This is a genomic window from Aeromonas sp. QDB14, assembly GCF_027707845.1.
GTDB lineage: Bacteria > Pseudomonadota > Gammaproteobacteria > Enterobacterales > Aeromonadaceae > Aeromonas > Aeromonas caviae.
Map to the genome: position 1 here is coordinate 15,631 of NZ_JAPCJD010000020.1, position 21,637 is coordinate 37,267.

General features: G+C 57.0%; 21 protein-coding genes. 12 read left to right on the plus strand and 9 right to left on the minus strand.

The features are described 5' to 3' along the window. The first annotated feature begins 87 nt into the window (after positions 1 to 87). The 9 genes from pseB to PG887_RS08975 are packed head-to-tail and all read left to right on the plus strand — an operon-like array spanning position 88 to position 8,622. Positions 88 to 1,092: a UDP-N-acetylglucosamine 4,6-dehydratase (inverting) gene (pseB, locus tag PG887_RS08935; protein WP_010674303.1), complete on the plus strand. Its 1,005-nt coding sequence runs from the start codon at positions 88 to 90 to the stop codon at positions 1,090 to 1,092. Next, complete coding sequence (gene pseC / locus PG887_RS08940) at positions 1,089 to 2,231, plus strand: UDP-4-amino-4,6-dideoxy-N-acetyl-beta-L-altrosamine transaminase (protein WP_124245083.1); 1,143 nt, start codon at positions 1,089 to 1,091, stop codon at positions 2,229 to 2,231. Before pseB ends, pseC begins: the two co-directional genes overlap by 4 nt. Beyond that, a complete protein-coding gene (locus PG887_RS08945) occupies positions 2,222 to 3,067 on the plus strand; it encodes an aldo/keto reductase (protein ID WP_128271884.1) in 846 nt (281 codons plus the stop codon). The genes pseC and PG887_RS08945 overlap by 10 nt, the downstream gene beginning before the upstream one ends. Beyond that, positions 3,064 to 3,819, plus strand: coding sequence for a cytidylyltransferase domain-containing protein (locus PG887_RS08950; RefSeq protein WP_104455707.1), 756 nt, complete (start codon positions 3,064 to 3,066; stop codon positions 3,817 to 3,819). Before PG887_RS08945 ends, PG887_RS08950 begins: the two co-directional genes overlap by 4 nt. Further along, a complete protein-coding gene (locus PG887_RS08955) occupies positions 3,816 to 5,105 on the plus strand; it encodes an aminotransferase class III-fold pyridoxal phosphate-dependent enzyme (protein ID WP_104455706.1) in 1,290 nt (429 codons plus the stop codon). Before PG887_RS08950 ends, PG887_RS08955 begins: the two co-directional genes overlap by 4 nt. A 36-nt stretch (positions 5,106 to 5,141) precedes the next feature. Next, positions 5,142 to 6,254 (plus strand): UDP-2,4-diacetamido-2,4,6-trideoxy-beta-L-altropyranose hydrolase, encoded by a 1,113-nt coding sequence (gene pseG, locus PG887_RS08960; RefSeq protein ID WP_104456094.1) that lies wholly within the window; start codon positions 5,142 to 5,144, stop codon positions 6,252 to 6,254. A gap of 1 nt (position 6,255) precedes the next feature. After that, positions 6,256 to 6,903, plus strand: a complete 648-nt coding sequence (locus tag PG887_RS08965; RefSeq protein WP_104455705.1) for a formyltransferase family protein — start codon at positions 6,256 to 6,258, stop codon at positions 6,901 to 6,903. A 4-nt stretch (positions 6,904 to 6,907) separates the two neighbouring features. Next, positions 6,908 to 7,945 (plus strand): pseudaminic acid synthase, encoded by a 1,038-nt coding sequence (pseI, locus tag PG887_RS08970; protein ID WP_199769727.1) that lies wholly within the window; start codon positions 6,908 to 6,910, stop codon positions 7,943 to 7,945. Positions 7,946 to 7,956: 11 nt separating this feature from the next. Continuing rightward, entirely contained in the window at positions 7,957 to 8,622 is a 666-nt protein-coding gene (locus PG887_RS08975; RefSeq protein WP_104455703.1) for a class I SAM-dependent methyltransferase, read from the plus strand. A 73-nt stretch (positions 8,623 to 8,695) separates the two neighbouring features. Here PG887_RS08975 and PG887_RS08980 read toward each other — a convergent pair whose 3' ends face one another. From PG887_RS08980 to PG887_RS09015, 8 genes are all read right to left on the minus strand, one after another. After that, on the minus strand, positions 8,696 to 10,801 hold the full coding sequence (locus PG887_RS08980) for a motility associated factor glycosyltransferase family protein (protein ID WP_104455702.1): 2,106 nt from the start codon (positions 10,799 to 10,801) through the stop codon (positions 8,696 to 8,698). Then, positions 10,801 to 11,109, minus strand: a complete 309-nt coding sequence (locus PG887_RS08985) for a hypothetical protein (RefSeq protein ID WP_233759671.1) — start codon at positions 11,107 to 11,109, stop codon at positions 10,801 to 10,803. The genes PG887_RS08980 and PG887_RS08985 overlap by 1 nt, the downstream gene beginning before the upstream one ends. Positions 11,110 to 11,123: 14 nt before the next feature. Further along, on the minus strand, positions 11,124 to 11,546 hold the full coding sequence (gene fliS, locus PG887_RS08990; RefSeq protein ID WP_042015966.1) for a flagellar export chaperone FliS: 423 nt from the start codon (positions 11,544 to 11,546) through the stop codon (positions 11,124 to 11,126). 20 nt (positions 11,547 to 11,566) lie between these two features. After that, positions 11,567 to 12,961, minus strand: coding sequence for a flagellar filament capping protein FliD (gene fliD / locus PG887_RS08995; RefSeq protein ID WP_442866335.1), 1,395 nt, complete (start codon positions 12,959 to 12,961; stop codon positions 11,567 to 11,569). 34 nt (positions 12,962 to 12,995) lie between these two features. Further along, on the minus strand, positions 12,996 to 13,454 hold the full coding sequence (locus PG887_RS09000) for a flagellar protein FlaG (protein ID WP_233759670.1): 459 nt from the start codon (positions 13,452 to 13,454) through the stop codon (positions 12,996 to 12,998). A gap of 41 nt (positions 13,455 to 13,495) precedes the next feature. Next, positions 13,496 to 14,395: a flagellin N-terminal helical domain-containing protein gene (locus PG887_RS09005; protein ID WP_104455701.1), complete on the minus strand. Its 900-nt coding sequence runs from the start codon at positions 14,393 to 14,395 to the stop codon at positions 13,496 to 13,498. A 601-nt stretch (positions 14,396 to 14,996) separates the two neighbouring features. Then, the gene (locus PG887_RS09010) at positions 14,997 to 15,896 is read right to left on the minus strand and encodes a flagellin N-terminal helical domain-containing protein (RefSeq protein WP_042015962.1); all 900 of its coding nucleotides are present in this window, start codon (positions 15,894 to 15,896) and stop codon (positions 14,997 to 14,999) included. 607 nt (positions 15,897 to 16,503) lie between these two features. Continuing rightward, positions 16,504 to 17,409 (minus strand): flagellin N-terminal helical domain-containing protein, encoded by a 906-nt coding sequence (locus tag PG887_RS09015; protein ID WP_042015961.1) that lies wholly within the window; start codon positions 17,407 to 17,409, stop codon positions 16,504 to 16,506. 382 nt (positions 17,410 to 17,791) lie between these two features. On the opposite strand from PG887_RS09015, the gene PG887_RS09020 reads away from it, so the two are divergent. Together PG887_RS09020 and PG887_RS09025 are read left to right on the plus strand one after the other, a co-directional pair. Then, positions 17,792 to 18,424, plus strand: a complete 633-nt coding sequence (locus tag PG887_RS09020; RefSeq protein WP_043156357.1) for a trimeric intracellular cation channel family protein — start codon at positions 17,792 to 17,794, stop codon at positions 18,422 to 18,424. Positions 18,425 to 18,525: 101 nt separating this feature from the next. Further along, entirely contained in the window at positions 18,526 to 18,918 is a 393-nt protein-coding gene (locus tag PG887_RS09025) for a hypothetical protein (RefSeq protein ID WP_041212809.1), read from the plus strand. A gap of 75 nt (positions 18,919 to 18,993) precedes the next feature. Here the strand turns inward: PG887_RS09025 and thiI are convergent, their stop codons facing one another. Next, positions 18,994 to 20,442 (minus strand): tRNA uracil 4-sulfurtransferase ThiI, encoded by a 1,449-nt coding sequence (gene thiI / locus PG887_RS09030; protein ID WP_039038656.1) that lies wholly within the window; start codon positions 20,440 to 20,442, stop codon positions 18,994 to 18,996. Between the two features lie 164 nt (positions 20,443 to 20,606). Here thiI and PG887_RS09035 point away from each other — a divergent pair, with 164 nt between their 5' ends. Beyond that, complete coding sequence (locus PG887_RS09035) at positions 20,607 to 21,566, plus strand: hypothetical protein (RefSeq protein ID WP_104455700.1); 960 nt, start codon at positions 20,607 to 20,609, stop codon at positions 21,564 to 21,566. Positions 21,567 to 21,637 lie beyond the last annotated feature (71 nt).

Consider the following 21,637-nt stretch of genomic DNA (forward strand, 5'->3'; position numbering starts at 1 on the left):
CGGCGATGCTCTCTCCCATATCGCTGGTTATGGCATAAAATATGCTTTTTAATCTAACAAACACTCACTTCATAACGGGACCATGACATGTTCAACGGCAAAACGATCCTGATCACCGGGGGAACCGGCTCCTTTGGCAAGAAGTTCATCGAGGCTGTCCTCTCCCTCTACACGCCGAGCCGATTGATCGTCTACTCCCGTGATGAACTCAAGCAGTTCGAGATGCAGCAGCGTTTCAATCACCCCTGCATGCGCTATTTCATCGGTGACGTACGGGATGCCGAGCGCCTGGACATGGCCATGCACGGCGTGGACTTCGTGGTTCATGCCGCCGCCCTCAAGCAGGTGCCTGCCGCCGAATACAACCCCATGGAGTGCATCAAGACCAACATCCATGGTGCGGAAAACGTCATCAAGGCGGCCCTCAACAACGGGGTCGAGAAGGTGATCGCCCTCTCCACCGACAAGGCGGCCAATCCGGTCAACCTGTATGGCGCCACCAAACTCTGCTCCGACAAGCTGTTCGTCGCCGCCAATAATATGGCGGGCAAGCACCCCACCATTTTCTCCGTGGTACGTTATGGCAATGTGGTCGGCTCCCGGGGCTCTGTGGTGCCCTTCTTCGATCGCCTGATCAAGGAAGGGGCCAGCAGCTTGCCCATTACCCATGCCGAGATGACCCGTTTCTGGCTCACCCTGCAACAGGGGGTCGAGTTCGTGCTGACCAACTTTGCCCGCATGAAAGGGGGGGAAGTGTTCGTTCCGAAGATCCCGTCGGTACGCATCACGGATCTCGCCAGCGCCATGGCGCCGGACTTGCCCCAGGAGATCATCGGCATCCGTCCGGGCGAGAAGTTGCACGAGGTGATGTGTCCGGCTGACGACTCCTACCACACCTATGAATTTGACGACTATTACGTCATCGCTCCCAGCATCACCTTCACCAGCCGAAACAATGACTTCGCCGTCAATGCCCTGGGTGACACCGCGGTGCGGGTCGAGCACGGCTTTGAATACAATTCCCTCAATAATCGCCACTTCCTGTCGATAGAGGAATTGAAAGTCATGAATCAGCAGGTGCTCGCCGAATGATCCCCTATGGACGCCAATCCATCACAGATGAAGATATCGAAGCCGTCGTCGCCGTGCTGAAGTCGGACTACCTCACCCAGGGTGAGGCGGTCCCCGCCTTCGAACAGGGATTGGCCGACTACTGCCAGGCTCCCCACGTGATCGCCTGCAGCAACGGCACCACGGCCCTGCACCTTGCCTGCGCCGCGCTGGCGCTGGGCGAACAGGATTGGGTCTGGGTATCCGCCATCAGTTTCGTCGCCTCCGCCAACTGTGCCCGCTATTGCGGCGCCCAGGTAGATTTCGTCGACGTGGACTCCGCAACCGGCAACCTCTGCGTGACGGCGCTGCGCGAGAAGCTGCAACGGGTTCAGGGCAGCGCTCGTCAGCCGAAAGCCCTGGTCGCCGTGCATCTCGCGGGCCAGCCCTGCGATCTCGCCGAGATAGGCGCCCTGTGCCGAGAATATGGCGTGTCCCTCATCGAAGATGCCTGCCATGCCCTGGGAGCCTGTTATCAGGGAGAGCCCATCGGCAGTTGTGCCCACAGCGACATGACCGTCTTCAGCTTCCATCCGGTCAAGCCCATCACGACCGGGGAAGGGGGCGCCGTCACGACTCGCAGTGCCGAGCTGGCCGCGAGGCTTCGCCTCTATCGCAGCCATGGCATCACCCGGGACCCAGAGCAACTGAGCGTTGCCAGTCCGGGTGACTGGTACTACGAGCAGCAGGTGCTGGGCTTCAACTACCGCCTGACCGATATCCAGGCGGCGCTGGGGTTAAGCCAGCTCGCTCGCCTGCCCCTGTTTATCGACCGGCGCCAGCAGTTGGCCGCCCGCTACGACAAGCTGCTAACCCGGCTGCCGGTACAACCCCTGCGCCAAATGGATGACAGGCGCAGTGGTTATCACCTCTATGTGATCCGGGTCACCGACCGGGATCGGGTATTTGCCCGGCTAAGGGAGGCGGGGATCGGCGTCAACGTCCACTACATGCCCATCCCGGCCCAACCCTATTACCGTGATCTCGGCCACGACCCCGCCAACTATCCCGGTGCCCAGGCCTATTATCGACAAGCCATCAGCCTCCCCCTGTTCCCCGGCCTCTCCCTGGCCGAGCAGGATCAGGTCGTTCAGACCCTGGAGTCGGTGCTATGCGCCTAGCACTGGGTACGGTCCAGTTCGGGCTCGATTACGGCATCAGCAACCGCGCAGGCGAAGTGCAGGATCAGGAGCTCGACGCCATTCTGGCTCTGGCCCGCAAACTGGGGGTGGATACCCTGGACACGGCCCAGGCCTACGGCAAGGCCGAGGCGAGGCTCGGGATGTACAATACCGCCGACTTCCAGCTGATCAACAAGCTGGCCCCCGGCATCCAGGCCGTAGAGATCGCCACCTCGGTGGCAGGCAGCCTGCAACGGCTGGCACGCACCAGGCTGGACGGCCTGCTGCTGCACCGCAGCCAGGATGCCAGCCCTGCCCTGTTCGAGCAGTTGGCAGAGCTGCAGCGACAGGGCAAGGTGGGCAAAGTGGGGGTCTCCGTCTACTCCCCCGAGGAGCTGGCACTCTGGCTGGCGCAGGGTTATCCCCTGGAGCTGGTGCAGCTCCCCGCCAACCTGCTCGATCAGCGCTTCCTGCGCTCAGGCTGGCTCGACCGGCTGCAGGCTCAGGGGTGTGAGATCCACGTGCGCTCCCTCTTCTTGCAAGGCCTGCTGCTGATGCAACCGGAGCTTCGTCCCGCGTATTTCGACACCTTCGGTGAACCACTGGCGCGGCTGGATGAGTGGCATCCCCATCTCTCCCCGCTCCACAAGGCGCTCTCCCTGATCCCGGCCCTGCCCCAGGTCAGCCGCTTCGTGGTGGGGGTCTGTCATGCCCATGAGCTGGCGGCCATCGCTTCGACCTATGCCCATCTGCATCCGTGCCATGACGACGAGCTGGCCGCCCTCGCCTGCGACGAGCCCGGTCTCATCAACCCAGCCATGTGGAGTAGATCATGATCCTCGGTATCCTGCAGGCCAGAGCCGGCTCCAGCCGGCTGCCTGGCAAGGTGCTCAAGCCTCTGCTCGGCGCCCCCATGCTCGCCCGCCAGATAGAGCGACTCCAACGCTCGACCAGGCTGGATCAGCTGGTGGTTGCCACCAGTGACCAGGCCGACGATCTGGCCATAGCGGCGCTCTGCGCAGAACTGGATGTTCCCTGTTTTCGCGGCCCCCTGGACGACGTGCTGCAACGCTTTCATCTGGCGGCGCAACCCTTTGACCCCAGCCAGATTGTCAGGCTCACCGGCGACTGCCCCCTCGCGGATCCCGCCCTCATCGACGAGCTGATCGAGCTGCATCTGGCCGGCGGCTACGACTACAGCAGCAACTGCTGGGATCCCAGCTACCCTGATGGGCTGGACGCGGAGATCATGAGCGTCGCCACCCTGGCGCTGCTGGCCGAGTACGCCCACACCCCGACCCAGCGCGAGCACGTCACCTACTACATCCGCCAGCATGCGGATCAGTTCAAGATAGGGGCACTTAGCCGCACCCCCAGCCTGGCCCACCTGCGCTGGACGGTGGACGAGCCCGCCGACTTCGCCCTGGTTGAGCAGATATATCAGCGCCTCTACCCGTCAAACCCGGCCTTTGCCACCGACGACATTCTCGCCCTGCTGGCTCGTGAGCCGCAGTTGGCGACCCTGAACACTCAACATCAACGCAATGAGGGGCTGGCGCGATCGCTGGCCAAGGAGAACCACTCATGACCTCACGGTATCAGCATTCACTGACCCTCTCAGCCCGGGCCGAGCAGAGCATTCCCTTAGGGTCCCAGACCTTCTCCAAGAGCCGCCTCTGCTTCCCCTACGGCGCCGCCCCGCTCTTTATCGAGCGCGGCCAAGGTGCCAGAGTGTGGGACGTGGATGGCAACGAGTATCTCGACTTTGCCAGCGGCCTGCTCGCCATCAGCCTGGGTTACTGCGATCCGGAGGTGAACCAGGCCGTGCTGGAGCAGCTCAACCTGGGCTCCATCTTCTCCCTTCCCCATCGGCTGGAAACCGAGGTGGCGGAACAGCTGATCACGCTCATCCCTTGCGCCGAGATGGTTCGCTTTGGCAAGAACGGCACCGATGCCACCTCCGCCTGCATCCGCCTCTCTCGCGCCGTCACAGGGCAAGAGCGGGTCGCGGTCTGCGGCTACCACGGCTGGCAGGACTGGTACATAGGCTCCACCACCCGCCACCTGGGGGTGCCCGAGTGCGTGCGCGAGCTCACCCATCGCTTCGACTACAACGATCTGGCCTCCCTCAAGGCCCAGCTGGAAGCCCATCCCGGCGAGTTTGCCGCCGTGATCCTGGAACCCATGAACGTCGCCTGGCCCGCTCCGGACTTCCTGCCCGGCCTGCGCCAGCTGTGCGACGAGCACGGCGCCCTGCTCATCTTCGATGAGACCATCACCGGTTTTCGCTTCCACCTCGGCGGCGCCCAGACCCTGTTCGGGGTGACCCCGGATCTGGCCGCCTTCGGCAAGGGCATGGCCAACGGCTTCCCCATCTCCGCCGTGGTGGGTCGCCGCCAGTACATGCGCCGCATGGAGGACATCTTCTTCTCCGGCACCTTCGGCGGCGATGCCATCGCCCTGGCGGCGGCCAACGCCGTGATCGGCAAGATGCGCCGGCTCGACGTGCCTGCACGGCTGGCCGATCGCGGCCAGCAGCTGCTGAGCGGGCTCGATGCCTTGCTGCAAAAGTTGGATGCCCCGAGCTGGCTGCAAAGCGCCGGCCATCCGAGCTGGAGCTTCCTGCTCATCGGCGACTCGGCCAACCACTCCAGCTGGCTGCTCAAGAGCTATTTCATCCAGGAGCTGTGCAAGCGGGGCATCCTGAGCCTCGGCAGCCACAACCTGAACCTTGCCCACAGCGAGCAGGATGTACAGACCCTGCTGGCCGTCTATGCCGAGGTCCTGCCGGCGCTTATACGGCTGGATGCGGACAAAGCCATTCATCAGGCCCTGAATGGCGAGCCTATCCAGCCGGTGTTCAAGGTGCGCTGAGTGCTGCCAGATACTCCAGCAGCCAAGTCTGCCGGCATGACGCTGGCCGACAAGCATATCGTGTTTCGAGTCGATGCATCGCTGGAGGCAGGGACTGGCCATGTGATGCGCTGCCTGACCCTGGCCGATGCACTGAGTGAACTGGGGGCCGAGTGCTGGTTTGTCTGTCGTGCCCATCCGGGACACCTTGCTGACCTTATCCGTACCCGTGGCCACCACTGTCATCTACTTGATGTTGTGCCTGACTCAGAGCAAGACGCTGCGGGGGGATCCTTACTCGCTCACGCCGGTTGGCTAGGATGCGACCAGACGCGGGATGCAATACAGACCCAGGCCATTCTGGCCGGACGACGTCCGAACTGGTTGGTCGTGGATCACTATGCCCTCGACGCCCACTGGGAGGGCATGCTGCGGGCCCATGTCGACCATATCATGGTGATTGATGACCTTGCCGACCGCTCGCACGACTGTGACCTGCTGCTCGATCAGAATCTGGGCCGCCAGGCCGATGACTATCGAGACCGCATTCCCCTCGATTGCACACTCCTGATGGGTCCCCGCTACGCACTGCTTCGTCCTGAGTTCGCCCGGCTGAGGGCATACAGCCTAGATCGCCGGAAAGCACCTCGTCTGCGCGAATTGCTGATTTCCATGGGAGGGGTCGATCTGCCCAATGCGACCGGGGACATCCTCGACATGTTGAAGCAATGTACGCTACCTGATGATTGCCGGATCTGCGTCGTGATGGGGGCTAACGCCCCCTGGCTGGAACAGGTCAGACACACCGCATCCACCATGCCGTGGACGACCGACATCCTGGTCGGTGTCAATGACATGGCGCAACGCATGGCTCGATGTGACCTCGCCATTGGGGCAGCAGGAAGTACGTCCTGGGAGCGTTGCTGCCTGGGAGTCCCCACCCTGATGGTCACTCTGGCGCAAAACCAGATCTCGATAGGGAATGCGTTGCATCACCAGGGAGGGGCAATCTTGCTCGGTTCACCTGCGGATCCTCATTTTGAGGCCAAGTTCCACGATGCAATGTTGATATTGCAATCTGACCGACAACAGCTAAGCAAAATGTGTTTGAACGGTGCCATGCTGACCGATGGTAATGGCTGCCATGACGTCATAGTGCGGATGCAATAACATGAATATCACCATTCTTTGTACCTCAGAAAATCACCCAGTCAATAAGATGCTCAATGACTGGGTTCAGAGAAACAGTACACGACATACGATTCAACTTGTCCGTAGGAAAAGTGAGTTGTCAGAAGGTGACTTATTATTTCTGATCTCCTGCTCCGAAATAATTACTGCGTCTGAGCGGAGTCGATTTAAAAAAACGTTGGTTATTCATGCCAGTGATCTTCCTCGAGGACGGGGCTGGAGCCCACACATATGGGAGATCATTGGTGGTGCTACGAATATCACAGTGAGCTTGTTAGAAGCTGAAGATAGGATTGATAGTGGTGATATATGGAACAAATGCCACGTCCATATTCCGAGTCATAGTCTTTATGATGAAATCAATGAGTTGCTTTTTGCAGCAGAATCGGAACTGATGGATTACGCTGTGACTAATTTCCATGTCATTCAACCTCAAAAGCAGTCGGCCTTGATTGAGGAAACATATTATCCACGTCGAAATGCGGAAGATAGCGAGGTAGATCCTCAGCTATCTATTGCAAGCCAATTTGGACTGATAAGAGTGTGTGACCCTGAGCGTTTCCCTGCGTTTTTCACGCTTCATGGCCACAAATACAAGCTAACGCTAGAGAGAGTAAAAGATGAATAAATACATAACCATCGCGGACAGAAAGATTGGGCCGACCTTCTCACCTTATGTGATCGCCGAAATGTCAGCGAATCACAATGGTAATCTTCAGGCCGCGTTCAACATCATTGAGCAGGCTAAGAAAGCTGGTGCCGATGCGCTAAAAATACAGACCTATCGTCCCGATACAATCACACTGGATAGCAATCTACCTGATTTTCAAATAAAAGATGGGTTATGGTCAGGTCGAACATTATATGAACTATACGAATGGGCCCATACTCCTTGGGAATGGCACACCCCATTATTTGAACATGCTCGTCGAGTCGGCATCACTATTTTCAGCTCTCCCTTTGATCCCACCGCAGTGGATCTTCTTGAAGATTTAAATGCTCCGGCTTACAAGATCGCCTCCTTTGAGGCAATCGATTTGCCGTTGATCCGCTATGTCGCCGGCACAGGCAAACCCATGATTATATCGACAGGCATGGCGAATGCCGAAGAGATTGCAGAGGCTATCGACGCTGCCCGAGCAGGTGGTTGCAAAGAATTGGCCATATTGCACTGTGTCAGCGGCTACCCAGCCCCAGCAGAGGATTACAATCTTCGCACCCTGCTGGATATGCAACAACGCTTCGGGCTGGTGACCGGGTTGTCAGACCATACGCTCGACAATACCACGGCCATTGCCAGTATTGCCCTCGGGGCATCGATCATCGAGAAACACTTTACTCTGGATCGAAATGGCGGGGGGCCTGATGATACTTTTTCGCTGGAACCGGCAGAGTTGAAGCAGTTGTGTACTGGCGCCAAAACAGCATGGTCTGCACTGGGCCAAGTGGATTACAGTCGAAAATCCAGCGAAGTAGAGAATGTAAAATTCCGGCGATCGCTCTATTTTGTCAAAGACCTGCAGGTGGGAGAAACCATCACGGCAGATGCGGTGCGCAGTGTACGTCCTGGCTTTGGATTGGCGCCCAAATATCTTCCTGATGTGATAGGAAAAACTGTTACTCAACCTATATTGGCAAACACGCCGGTAAACAACGACGTTTTTAAATAATGGGAGGGCATATGCATCAGAAGAAGGTCTTCATGTCCCGGGAAGGGAACGAGTGGTACGAACGCAACAAGGCCGCCATCCTCGCCAAGTCCCTGGACCGCGACCCTATCTTCAAGGCGCTGGCGTATCTGGGCTGCAAACCTGCCAGGATCCTGGAGATAGGCTGTGCCAACGGCTGGCGGCTGGCGCAGCTGGCCGAGCACTACGGTGCCCGATGCTATGGGGTGGACCCTTCGGCCAGCGCCATTGAAGACGGGAGCACACGCTATCCCGGGTTGCGCCTTGCAGTCGGAACGGCCGACAGTCTGCCCGATATAGAACCTGTCGATCTCATCATCTTCGGCTTCTGCCTCTATCTGTGCGATCCCCAAGACTTGTTCAAGATTGCCGCTGGCAGCGATGCGCTACTGGCCGATCGGGGCCTGATGACCATACTGGATTTCAACCCGCCGGCAGGACATTATCGCAACGACTATCAGCATCATGCCCATTTATTCAGCTACAAGATGAACTATGGGGAGCTGTTTGGTTGGCATCCGGGTTACCACCGTCTGTTTGAACATGTACAGCATCACGACGGTAGCGCAGAAATGGAACCGGATGCCCTAATCTCCGTGCAAATCTTGCGAAAGGATGCAAGGTTGCTCGCAGCGCAGAACCCCTATCCAAAAAGATAAAAAATACCGACCCCTGGGTCGGTATTTTCTTCGTGCAAGGCTCATGGCTTGTATAACCCCTTCCAGGGGAGATTCACACCTTGCTACCCGCTTTTTTTCTGAACAATGCCATCACTTCGTTATCTATCATGTCCACACTGTCGAGTGCTCTTGGATACATCGCCTTCACCTTCCCGAGGAACTCCAGCCACAACGCGATGGCTGGCTTCATCAGTTGCAGGGTTTTTTCTTCACCTTCGAACGAATAGAGAACGGAGCTCAACAGCGTAAACACATAGTTCATTGAGCCGACCATGGTCTGGGTAATATGCTGCTGCCGTGTGGCTGCAATCTGGGCGAGGTAACCAAAGTTGCGCAACATCAACTGGTTCACTTCGTTGCGCGACGTGAACGGCTGCTGCCATTCCTCCATCATCTTGTCGATAAAGATATTGAAGAACTCGACATCGAGCAGAGAAGAAAAGTCTTCTTTGGACAGTGGAATAGGGGCGCACAACGATGCGATTTCTCCCAGCAACGCCGTCTTGTCAACGCGCTGGGAGAAGCTGATTTCAACACTGGGCAAGGCTCTGGTATGGGTTATTTTGGCGCCATCGCTACAGTTGAAACACTGTACATCGGGATTGGCCGCCAGTGCTTGCTCCATGACATGGCGGGAGGTATCAAACATGGCGTTGCTGATGACCATACCGCCAAAATTCCCTTCTCGCCGCCATTGGCTGTCGCCATACATCATCTCACCCAGGGTTCCGGCACTCTCTTCATTGTTGTAGTAAGAGCTGAGCCGGGAATGGTGATGCCCCTTGTGCTTGTACCCATTGTCCAGACCGAAGAGATAAAGATGCTTGAAGCCAAGGTGGATGGGAGCACTGACACCGATGTTGCCGACCAGGGGGTTCACCCCCCCCAGGGCCGCACAAGGTTGTAAACCGGGGAAATAATTGCGATAAAGCACGACGCCAGGTTCACTGAGTTTGAATGCGAGTGCCGAGGTATTGAACAACGTCGCGCAGTCAGGATGAATGACATCGGTACTCAGGAACAGCACATCGCGCAGATATTCAGGATCATCCAGGTTCACCAGGAAATCATAAACGATCTTGGTTCTTTCCGTCTCGACGTGAATATCCGGTTTGATGCCCACTTTGTGCAAGGCAGAAATGGCGCTGCCACACGAAATGATGATGGCTTTGTCTTTGTTCTGTTCTATGACAGCAATGGCATCATCCAGAGACGGGCCATTGGCGACGATGAAAACAGGGGTTCGTTGATACTGGGGCGAGACCCGTCGATCTTTTTGCAGGAACGGGACTCCGCGTTCGATGTTATTGATGGTGTGAGACAGGGCGATCAGATTGTCGTCAAAGAACCCCCACCCCATCACCAGCAAGAAATATTCTTGCTGCACCTTTTCGATCAGCTTTTTGATCTTTTCATTCTGATAGCCCCACATGATGAATGCATTGGCAATCAGGAAGGAGCCACGGCTGTGAATGGCAGAGGAGAAATCCTTGACGATGCTCTCTTCATCCTGTCCCAGCAGGATCTGCATCCCCAGGTTCTCCTGATGCAGGTAATCGAGCAAAGGCGCCCAGTCGAAGCAGTACAAGGAGGCGTAAAAGAGATCCAGGTCCGGCTCGAAGAGGAACAGAGTGCCGATCTTGCACCTTTCATAAAGATAGCCAAGGTGGTATCCGAGACCGACGCCAAACACCAGGGCGCTGGGGACCTCATTGGGGACATGTTCGAGCTGGGTCTCCGTCTCAGAAATATCGTCAAGGTAAGCATTCAGCTTGTTGAGATACTCGACATGCATAAAGCCAAGGGGATTTGCCTCCTGGCTGAAGGAGAACTTGGACAGGCCCCCTTTCTCCATGAACTCGGTGACCAGGGTCTCACAGATGAGGTAAGGTTCGTTGCCGTAGACGGCAACGCCATCGTCTAGCCATTCAAGATTGGGTTGACCATTCTCGTTGCAGAAGAACCTGAACGGGCGAGCGGGTTGGTAACGCTCATAGGTATCGGCGATATGGGGAATATATCGACGGAATGCCGCCATATTCTGTTCAAATCTCAGCGGCAACGCCACTGCCATGGCGGCTTCCTGTTCTGCCTGCTGCTGGAGTCGCAGTGCATCCTGCTCAGCTTGCATCAGGGCGGAATCGACATTGAGCGACATCAGAACTCCTTGCTGTTCACACGATAGGCCTGACCGGCCTTGCTGGCTCTTCCGAACAGGGTCAACTGTTCAAAAATGGCATGATGATGAGTGGCGGCCAGGTTTTTCATGGCCTCTTCCTGAACGGACAATCTGACGGCCAGAGCGGCTACCGCCTGTTGCTCTGCCGCTTCGCCGCTGGCCAGCGTGACCAGCTTATCGATCAAGACAAGCCTGTCATCCATGCATTGCAAGGCATCATCATATTGCTGCTGCCGCAACAGCGTCTCCAGGAGGCGGGCATTCTCGTCCAGTGCCTCTTCGAGCACGGCAAGCCTGGAGCTCACAGCTCACCCAACTGCTGTCTCATCTGATAACCTTGGTGTTTTTCGGATTCAGGCAGTTGATCCCAGCCTGACTTGATGGTCAGCATCAGAGTCATCACTTCATCAAGAGGCGCCGTATCCCGGTTCAGACTGGCATCCCATACCCGTTCATCCATATAGGCGTAAAGCCCATACAGATCCTCCGCCATGCGCCCCTGGCTCATGTCCAGCGCATCCTGCAACCCGTGAAGCAATCCTTGTGCCTTGGAGACGGCAGTGGCTTTGGCCTCCATGTCATTGCGCTCAATGGCTCCCTTGGCTTGAGCCAGTCGCTCCAGGCAGCCCTGCATCATCAACTGGATGACACGGTGAGGGTCTGCAGTGGCCAGATCGGCCGCCAAATTACCCGCTGTATATGCTTTGATATTGCGCTTGTACATAATTCAACACTCTCGATCTATCAAGACTTCTGATAACTCGTCTGCAATGTTGCCAATGCAGAAGCAGAACTGTTCATCTTGACCAACAAGGCATCCAGACTGCCGTACTGGGCGCGCAATGCCGCTTCATACTTCGTCAACTGGGCATTGGCCGTCGACGTTTTTTGGGTCAGCGCACGCAAATCCGAATTCAGGACATCTTCTCGTTGCGCAAGCATGCCGCCGCTCTTGGTATATTCTTTCAGGCCAGAATTCAAGGTAGATGCCAGCCCCTTCTCTCCCCCAAACAGGGCCACCACCTGATCGAAGTTCTTGTCGACAGCTTCCCCGAACTTCGTCTTGTCGAGGGACAGTTTTCCCTTGTTGTCCATCTTGATGCCAATCTCAAAGACGGTGGAATAAGTACCGCTGTTCTGAGAAGGGCTGACCAGCAGGTTGCTCATGAAAGACTCGATCGCTCGGGTGGTGGAATCACCGGCCAGGGCACCGCCATCGTCCTGCTTCACACCACCCACGAAGGTGTTGCGTTTGCCCAGGGAATTCATCTTGTCTTGCAGAGTGTTGTAACCATCCACGAACTGCTGGACAAGCTCCTGAATGGAGGTCTTATCGGTCGTGATATCGACCTTGTTTGCCTTGAGATCCCCCGCACTGTCTTTATCCGACACGCGAAGTACCGTCACCTTGAGATCCTGAATGGAATCATCAAAGGTGTTGGTATCACTCTTGAGGACGTTGCCATCCACGTTAATCTCGGCACTGCTGGCTGCACGGGTCTGGCTCATCACACCGCCACCGGCTTCGAAGACCCCTAGCTCGGCGTTATCGCCGGTGATGGTCAAATCCTTGCCGTCTCCCGAGATACCGGAGTCGATCACCAGCTTGGCCTTGCCATCAGCCGTGTTTACGATGTTGACACTCAGGCCGAAGTTATCGCCATTGCTGTTGATGCTTTTACGGATATCTTGCAGGGTGTCCCCAGCCTTCACATCAACCTTGAACGTCTTGTCACCCGCCTTGAAGGTCAGTTGCCCATTCTGAGTCGCCAGAGGGGTGGTCGAACTGTCGAAGATCCCCTCCTGGCGGCTCGTTTCCGCCAACTTATTGACGATGATGTTGTATTGACCGTTGGAAGCACCAGACTTGCTCTCCACCTTCAAAATGGGGTCATCTTTGCTCTGGGTGATGTTGATGGCACGTTTGTTGAACGCACCTGGCGCACTCAGTTTATCCAGAATGTCGGTAAAGGCAGAGATGGAGGATTTCAGCTGACCGATACCGGACAAGGAGATCTGGGTACTGTTTTGCTTGGTAATGATCGGCTGTTGCAATTGAGCTTTTTTCGCTGCAACACTCGCCGAGATCACACTTTCAAGATCGAGTCCAGACCCCGCCCCTGCTGAAGTAATTGCCATCACATCCTCCTGTCTATCGACTTAAAATATCAGGTCACACCTGGCCATCGAACAACAGCCCGGAGAGACTTGGCAGGGTGTTCCCTGCCTGCTCCATGGCCTGCAACCTCTTGTTCATCAAGAGCATTTCTTCACTCGGGATCTGTCGGATAACCTGTTTGGTATCCACATCAATGACCTTGATGACCGGCTGCTCCAGCTCGGGAACCAGACTGAAGTTGATTGTCCATCCCTTCATCTTGCTCAAGTTGTCCAAGCGCTCCTGCAATTCTTGGGCCTGTTTTTCTATATAGACCTTGTCAATGCTCGGCTTGACTGTCTTGATGTGTGTCGGAGGCTCCTGCGATGCCTTGGCTGCCGACTCGACGCCTTTCTGTTCGGCCACATCATGTCCACCCGCAACGGATGAAGAAGCAGGCATGGCGGCCTGAGGGCCGCCATGTTGAGTTAGCGTCGAAGAAACAGAAGGCATGGCTATCGATTCATTGCCCATCTGCTGCTCCTCATATCAATGATGTTGACGTTACGGCCCGCTTAACCCAGCAGTTGCAGTGCAGACTGCGGACGCTGGTTGGCCTGGGCCAGGATGCTGGAAGCCGCCTGTTGCAGAATGTTCTGCTTGGTCATGTTGGCGGTTTCTGTCGCAAAGTCTGCATCGCGGATACGGGAACGTGCTGCGCTCACGTTTTCCGAGATATTGGCCTGGTTACGAATGGTGGAGTCCAGACGGTTCTGCACCGCACCCAGCTCTGCACGCTTGCTGTCCACTACTCCCAACATGGCATCAGCAGCAGCCAGAACCTGTTGAGCACCACTCTGAGTGCTAATGCTGATAGAGCTACCGGCAGCAAAGATGGCGGTAACGTTGATGGCGGTACCAATGACAGTACCTACATCCACCGTCGTGTTGGCTGCAGCCGCAATGCCGGAGATGCTGAAACCGTCAGCCTGGGAGAGGCTGAAACCGATGGTTTGGTTGGCATCCGCACCGACCTGGAAGCTGCCGCTGTAGTTGCCATCCAGCAATTTGGTACCGGCAAAGGTGGTGTCTTTGGAGATACGGTTGATCTCCGCCCCCAGCTGATCCACTTCCTTCTGCAGAGCTTCACGATCTTTGGCGGAGTTGGAGCCGTTGGCAGATTGTTGCGCCAGGGTACGCATGCGTTGCAGCATACCTGTCACTTCGTCCATGGCCCCTTCAGCGGTCTGCGCCAGAGAGATGCCATCGTTGGCGTTGCGGTTGCCCTGGTCCAGGCCGTTTACCTGGGAGGTCAGACGGTTGGAGATCTGCAGACCCGCCGCATCATCCTTGGCGCTGTTGATGCGCAGGCCGGAGGCCAGACGGGTGTAAGAGGTATCCAACGACTTGGTGGTGTTCATCAAGTTACGCTGGGCGTTCAGTGATGAAGTGTTGGTGTTGATAAACATGGCCATAAAAGATTTCTCCTGATGAACAAGAAACTGCGGGTCCTGCTTGCATCAAGCGAGTCAGAATCCCACCGTTCAGATGGACAGATTGAACGGTCTGTCTCATCTGGCGGGCCCTCTGTTTGAACGGACGTCGAACCCGCAGTCGCGCAAATGTTGGATTTCCGAACACCCTTCAATTTGCTTCATCATCTGTAACGGCAGCCCTGCCGGAAGCTTTAGGAAAATACTTGCCGCTTTTGGCGACCCAGGTGGCAAAGTACCTCCTCCCTTGATGCAGAAATAGCCGGAGAGAATATTGCCGTGGTGAGTCTGGCAATCAGACAACCATGAGCGGAGTGGAAAGATAACGTCACATTCGATGCTGCGGGTTAGTCGTGGCTGGTTGTGAGTCATCATGAGGCAAGACGGACCGGGACTATCGCGAGGTATCGGTCCAGGAGAATGTCATCGTGCAGACTACCTTACCGATGTTCATCACTTGAGCTGTGGCAAACGCCACAACTGCCTATCGCAAGCAGAAAGACAGGGGTTCAATAAAAAAGGAAGCATAAAATGCTTCCTTTTTAGAGCAGTGCGGCATGGACTGCCGCCCTGTCATATGTCATCAGCCCAGAAGCGACAGGGCCGACTGCGGACGCTGATTGGCCTGAGCCAGGATGCTGGAAGCCGCCTGTTGCAGGATGTTCTGCTTGGTCATATTGGCAGTCTCGGTGGCGAAGTCTGCATCACGGATACGGGAGCGAGCGGCAGAGACGTTTTCCGAGATATTGGACTGGTTGCGAATGGTCGAATCCAGCCGGTTCTGCACCGCACCCAGCTCGGCACGCTTGCTGTCCACGATACCCAACATGGAATCGACGGCGGCCAGTACGTTTTGCGCATTAGTCTGAGTACTGATACTGATGCCACCCGCACTACCACTCAAGAAGATGGTGCTCACGGCAAGAGTGCCACCACTCGCTGCCGTCACAGTAGTGTTCGCTGCAGCAGAAATACCGGAAATGCTAAAACCCCCAGCTTGAGAAAGGCTGAAGCTGATGGTCTGGTTGGCATCCGCCCCTACCTGGAAGCTGCCATTATAGTTTCCATCCAGCAGCTTGGTGCCAGCGAAGGTGGTATCGGTGGAGATGCGGTTGATCTCGGAGCCCAGCTGATCCACTTCCTTCTGCAGAGCTTCGCGATCCTTGGCGGAGTTGGAGCCGTTGGCAGATTGTTGTGCCAGAGTACGCATGCGTTGCAACATGCCTGTCACTTCGTCCATGGCCCCTTCAGCGGTCTGCGCCAGAGAGATGCCATCGTTGGCGTTGCGGTTGCCCTGGTCCAGGCCGTTTACCTGGGAGGTCAGACGGTTGGAGATCTGCAGACCCGCCGCATCATCCTTGGCGCTGTTGATGCGCAGGCCGGAGGCCAGACGGGTGTAAGAGGTATCCAACGACTTGGTGGTGTTCATCAAGTTACGCTGGGCGTTCAGTGATGAAGTGTTGGTGTTGATAAACATGGCCATAAAAGGTCTCTCCTGATGAACAAGGAACTGCGGGCCCTGTGTGTTGTGTCATACACAATCAGGTTCCCACCGTTCAGATGGACAGATTGAACGGTCTGTCTCATCTGGCGGGCCCTCTGTTTGAACGGACATCGGACCCGCAGTTGCGCAAATGTTGGTTTTCCGAACACCCCTCGATTTGCTTCATCTTCTGTAACGGCCTGCCTCTCAGAACCTTTAAAACAATTTATGCATACCAGGTCACTAAAGTGAGAAAGCGGAGCCTTGGTAGCCCATCGGCCACTTCATTTCCCCCTCCCTTGATCCTCTCCCGCCTTTTTCATATCTGATGCCATAAATTGGCATGGGTTGTGCAGTGTTTTCTGTGTCGCCATTTTTTCGGCGCCCATAAAAAAGGCCGACAATGTCGGCCAAAGAAGAGCTTACGCTCAGGAGAACAACCTCGAGGGTGACAGAGTGAACGATCTGCGCAACACTCGAGGGGTATACCAATAAGAGAACTTCTCTTTCGATAGAACAAGGCGTAAATCCGAACACCCCATTGTTCCATCTTGTTTACCAGGGCGGCCTGAACAACCGCCCTTTTCTTTTTCTCGGCATCAGGACCTTAGTTCTGCAGCAGGGAGAGTGCAGACTGGGGACGCTGGTTGGCCTGGGCCAGGATGCTGGAAGCCGCCTGTTGCAGGATGTTCTGCTTGGTCATGTTGGCGGTCTCGGTCGCAAAGTCTGCATCGCGGATACGGGATCGAGCGGCAGAGACGTTTTCCGAGATATTAGCCTGGTTGCGAATGGTGGAGTCCAGACGGTTTTGCACCGCACCCAGTTCGGCACGCTTGCTGTCGACCACGGTCAGCATGGAATCAACCGCCGCCAGCACGTTTTGGGCGTTGGTCTGGGTACTGATGCTGATACCGCCAGCTGCAGCTCCGTTAGTGAAAATGGCATCGACCGCAAGGGTACCACCACTTGCTGCCGTTACCGTGGTGTTCGCTGCCGCTGCGATTCCAGAGATACTGAAACCGTTGGCCTGACTCAGGCTGAAGCTGATGGTCTGGTTGGCATCAGCACCTACTTGGAAAGTACCGCTAAATGAACCATCAAGCAGCTTGGTCCCTGCGAAGGTGGTTGCAGTGGAGATACGGTTGATCTCGGCCCCCAGCTGATCCACTTCTTTTTGCAGGGCTTCACGATCCTTGGCGGAGTTGGAACCGTTGGCGGATTGTTGAGCCAGGGTACGCATGCGTTGCAGCATACCGGTCACTTCATCCATCGCCCCTTCAGCAGTCTGAGCAAGGGAGATGCCGTCGTTGGCGTTGCGGTTGCCCTGGTCCAGACCGTTGATCTGGGAGGTCAGACGGTTGGAGATCTGCAGACCTGCCGCATCGTCCTTGGCGCTGTTGATGCGCAGGCCAGAGGCCAGACGGGTGTAGGAGGTATCCAGGGATTTGGTGCTGTTCATCATGTTACGCTGAGCGTTGAGCGATGAAACGTTGGTATTGATATACAGACTCATGATTCTTCTCCTAAGCTATTAAAATTTAACTTTAATTCACTCAGGCTTTATTTTGTTTTGTGCCTGATATGTTTAGTTAACGGCGTCTTTTAGTAAGACTTTAATTTCTTTTTTCTGCCTTTATGGCAGTAATTGCCGCCTAACCTATATATCGGCCTCTATCCCCCACTCTTGAGAAAAAAATCGGAGTTTTTTGCCATGGTGCGCTGCACACCCACGAGCAGAGGCCCGGGCCCCGCACCAGACATGGCGTTGTGGTCACTCTCCACCCGTCTCCCAGAAACCGGCGCTGGCTCCCACTTTTGCACGCCAGCATTGCTCATCCCCACACCTTGCCCCTAAAATCGCCGCCCCATCATCTATTGGACGTGAGTTGTTCTCCATGCAGACTCTGGTTGAGCAGATCGTTTACATCAGCGACATGTTTGGTACTGCGGTATTCGCGTTTTCGGGCGTACTGGTGGCGGGCCGCCTCAGGATGGACGGTTTCGGTGTCATGGTGCTGGCGGCGGTCACCGCCATCGGGGGTGGCACCATCCGCGACATGATCCTGGGGGCAACCCCCGTCTTCTGGGTGCGCGACCCCCTCTATATCTGGGTGGTCATTGCCACGGCGCTCATCGGCATGTGGATGGTCAAACTGCCCCGTCGCATGCCCTGGTATGTGCTGCCGGTGGCAGACGCCTTTGGGTTGGCGCTCTTTACCGTGATCGGTGCCCAGAAGGCCCTCAATTTCGGCACACCCGGGCTCATTGCGGTGATCATGGGCACCATGACGGGGGTTGCGGGCGGCATGATCCGTGACGTGCTGGCCCGGGAGGTGCCCATGGTGCTGCAAAAGGAGATCTACGCCACCGCCTGCATTCTGGGCGGCATCCTCTATACCCTGTCGCTGGAGGTCGGGGTAGAGAGGGTCAGCGCCATGCTCATCAGCATGCTCGGGGTGTTTGGTCTGCGGGTGGCGGCCATCTACTGGCACCTCTCCCTGCCCACCTTCTCGCTGCAGCGCAACTGAGAAGCTTCAGAGTGGGCGAGATCCCATCCCGGCAGGGACAAGATTGAACCAAGCCGGCTTTTCTGTTGTCATACAGGGGTCGTTTCAAGCCGGAAAACCTCATGCAAAAACTTGGGCTCATTACCACACTTGTTCTGATGATGGTGGCAGCGGCTCATGCGGGGGCACAGGCCCTGTTCGGGCGTCTGGCATCCACCCCGGTGCAGCAGTTCAACCAGCAGATCCGTCAGGCGAGCAGCAGTCAGCAAGGCTGGGTCAACGACTATCGCGAAGTGGCTCGCCGCTTCGTGGGCCATGAAGATGTACCCACCCGTATCCATGCTCAACAGCTGGACAACGATCTGGTGCTCTCGGTGGCCCTTGATGGCCAGCGTAGCGACATGCTCTACATCCTGACCCTGTTTCGCAGCAACAACCTGTGGCAGATGCGTCAGGCCGAGATGGGCTGGCGCTGTCAGGGTCAGGAAACCTTCACCCCGGTCCCCTGCCCCTGAGCGTCTACCTTCATCCGAGTGAAATAAAAAATCCGGCGCCTTGGCCGGATTTTTTATACGCGTCTTGCCGTCACATCACGGACGGTAGACCTTGACGTTGGCAAAGCCCTTCTCTTTCAGGTAAAGCGCCTGCAGTTTGCTCATCACGCCACGATCGCAATAGAGCAGGTAGGTCTTCTCTTTCGGCAAGTCACCAAAGGCGGTGGCCAGCTTGAAGAAGGGGATATGCATGATCTCGCGCCCTTCCACCACCAGCGGCTTGTCGTCATGCTCCTCCATGGAGCGAATGTCCAGGATCACCTCGTCGTCACCGCTCTCGGCGGTGGTCTCCACCTCCTGCACCTCGGCAGCGGTCTCTTCACCGATGCGACGAATGTCGAGGTAACGGGCCTCGGCCACCACCTTGTCCAGAATGGCAAAGTCGAAGTTCTCCTCTTCCGCCTCGATGCGGGAGAGCTCGGCCTTCACGGTCGGCTTCTTGGAAATCACGCCGCAATACTCCGGCATGGTCTCCGCGAACTCCAGGGTGCCGATGCGGCGGGCTTCGCTGATGATGTCCGGCTTGTCCCAGGTGATGAGCGGGCGCAGGATCACCTTGTCGGTCACCCGGTCGATGACGTTCAGGTTGGTGAGGGTCTGGCTGGAAACCTGACCAACGCACTCGCCGGTCACCAGGGCCGGGATCTGGAACTCGTCGGCCACCTTGGCAGCGGCACGCATCATCATCCGCTTGAGCACCACCCCCATCTGGCCGTTGTCGATCTTCTCGAGGATCTCGGCCACCACGGGCTCGAAATCCACCGCGGTGAAGCGCACCCGGTGGGAGGAGCCGAAACGGTTCCACAGGTGATAGGCCACCTGCTTGACGCCAATCTCGTGAGCCGCCCCACCCAGATTGAAGAAGCAGTAGTGCACCCGGCAGCCGCGCTTGATGAACTGGAAGGAGGCGACACCCGAGTCAAACCCGCCGGAGAGCAAGCTCAGCACATCTTCCTGGGTGGCGATGGGCATGCCGCTCAGCCCCTGGTGGATGGCGCTGACGATGAAGAGCTCCTCGCCATCGATCTCGAGGTTGATCTTCACATCCGGGTTCTTGAGGCGCACACCGTTGCTCACGCAGTGCTGGTTGAGACCGCCGCCCACGTAGCGTTCAATCTCCAGCGAGGAGAATTCGTGCTTGCCGTGGCGCTTGGCACGCACGCAGAAGGTCTTGCCCTCGAGCTGATCACCCCAGACGGCTTTCACCTGCTCGAAGATGTCGTGCAGGTCGGTAAACTTGCTGGCCTGCACCTCGAGGAAGGCCTGAATGCCGGGGATGCAGGCCAGGGCTTCGATGGCCTGCTCGCGGAACTGGTCATTGCGGGAGCTCACGATCAGCTTGTCCCAATCCATCCGCACCCGGGCATCGTCGTCGAAGCGGCGCAGGACATTGCGGATATTGCCCTGCAGGATCTTGATGAAGCGCTGGCGAACCGACTTGCTCTTGATGGTGATTTCAGGGAACAGCTTGATAATGAACTTCATGGTAATGACTCGGGTGGCCTTGATTTAAGGGCGCGAATTATATCAGAACTTTGTGACCAGCGCCTACTGCATGAGCGGCCGCTCACATTCCCCCACGCAAAGTTTGCCGCATCCGGGCAATCATGCGTATATTCCCACCCCTGCATCCTGGCAACACAGCATCCATGAATACCCATATCTACTACCCCGGCATGGAGGTACGCGACGAGCTCTGGCTCAAGTTTGCCCTGCTCTATCTGGAGCGGCTCGCCTTCGTCTTCACCGTCAGTGATAAGAGCGGTCTCACCGCCCTGCTGGAGACCCTGCGCCAGCAAACCGACCTGCTGGCCGAGCCGCCACAACCCGCCTTCTTCGCCCATATCACGCCCCAGGTGGAGAGCCAGATTGCTGGCCTGGTCGCCCCCGATTTTGTCCGCCACAAGGTGTTTGGCAACAGGGAGCTCATCGCCCGCTGGCGTTCAGCCCCCAACCACGACTGCTTCTGCCCGGCTCAGGCGGGACTGGAACGGCTGCACGGGTTTTGTCTGACCCACGGCTTTGCGACGCAGGATGAAGGGGGGATCAGAATGGCGCGCCGCTTTGCCAACCTGCTCTCCATGCGCCTCGCCCGTGAGTGGGCTCTCGCCAATGACGGGGCGCTGATTACCGATCACGACTATCTGGACCGGCTGCTCCACCTGCTTGAATCCCGCTATCACAACCGCGGTGGTCAGGATTGCTTCCATCTGGAGATCCCGCTGCAAGTGCCCACTCACTTGAGCGACATCCCGTTTGCAGAGCTGATCGCCCTGCGCAGCCGCAGCGGCTTTCGCCAGCAGCTGGCCGAGTTTAATCAGGCGCTCGATGCCCTGCTCGCCATGCTGGGCAGCGGCTACGCCGAACCCGCCGTGTTGACCCGCTTCGAGCAGGCCCAGCAGGGGTTCACACCCTTGCTGGGACCCGAGACCGTCACCCTGCCGCTCACCACGCTCGTCAGTACTGGCTTACCGGCCATGGCGATGATCCACCACCTCAAGGGGAGTCACCCACAGAGCGACCTGGTGTTTCATCCCATCAAGAAGAGCCACTTCCACCAGCGCAAGAGCCGGCATTTCTTCACCCGGCTGGGGCAGGTCAAGCCCTGACTCCCCGCCTCTGCCGGGGAATCGACAATCAACTGACGGCATCGGGACCATCACCGATGCCGTCAATATTC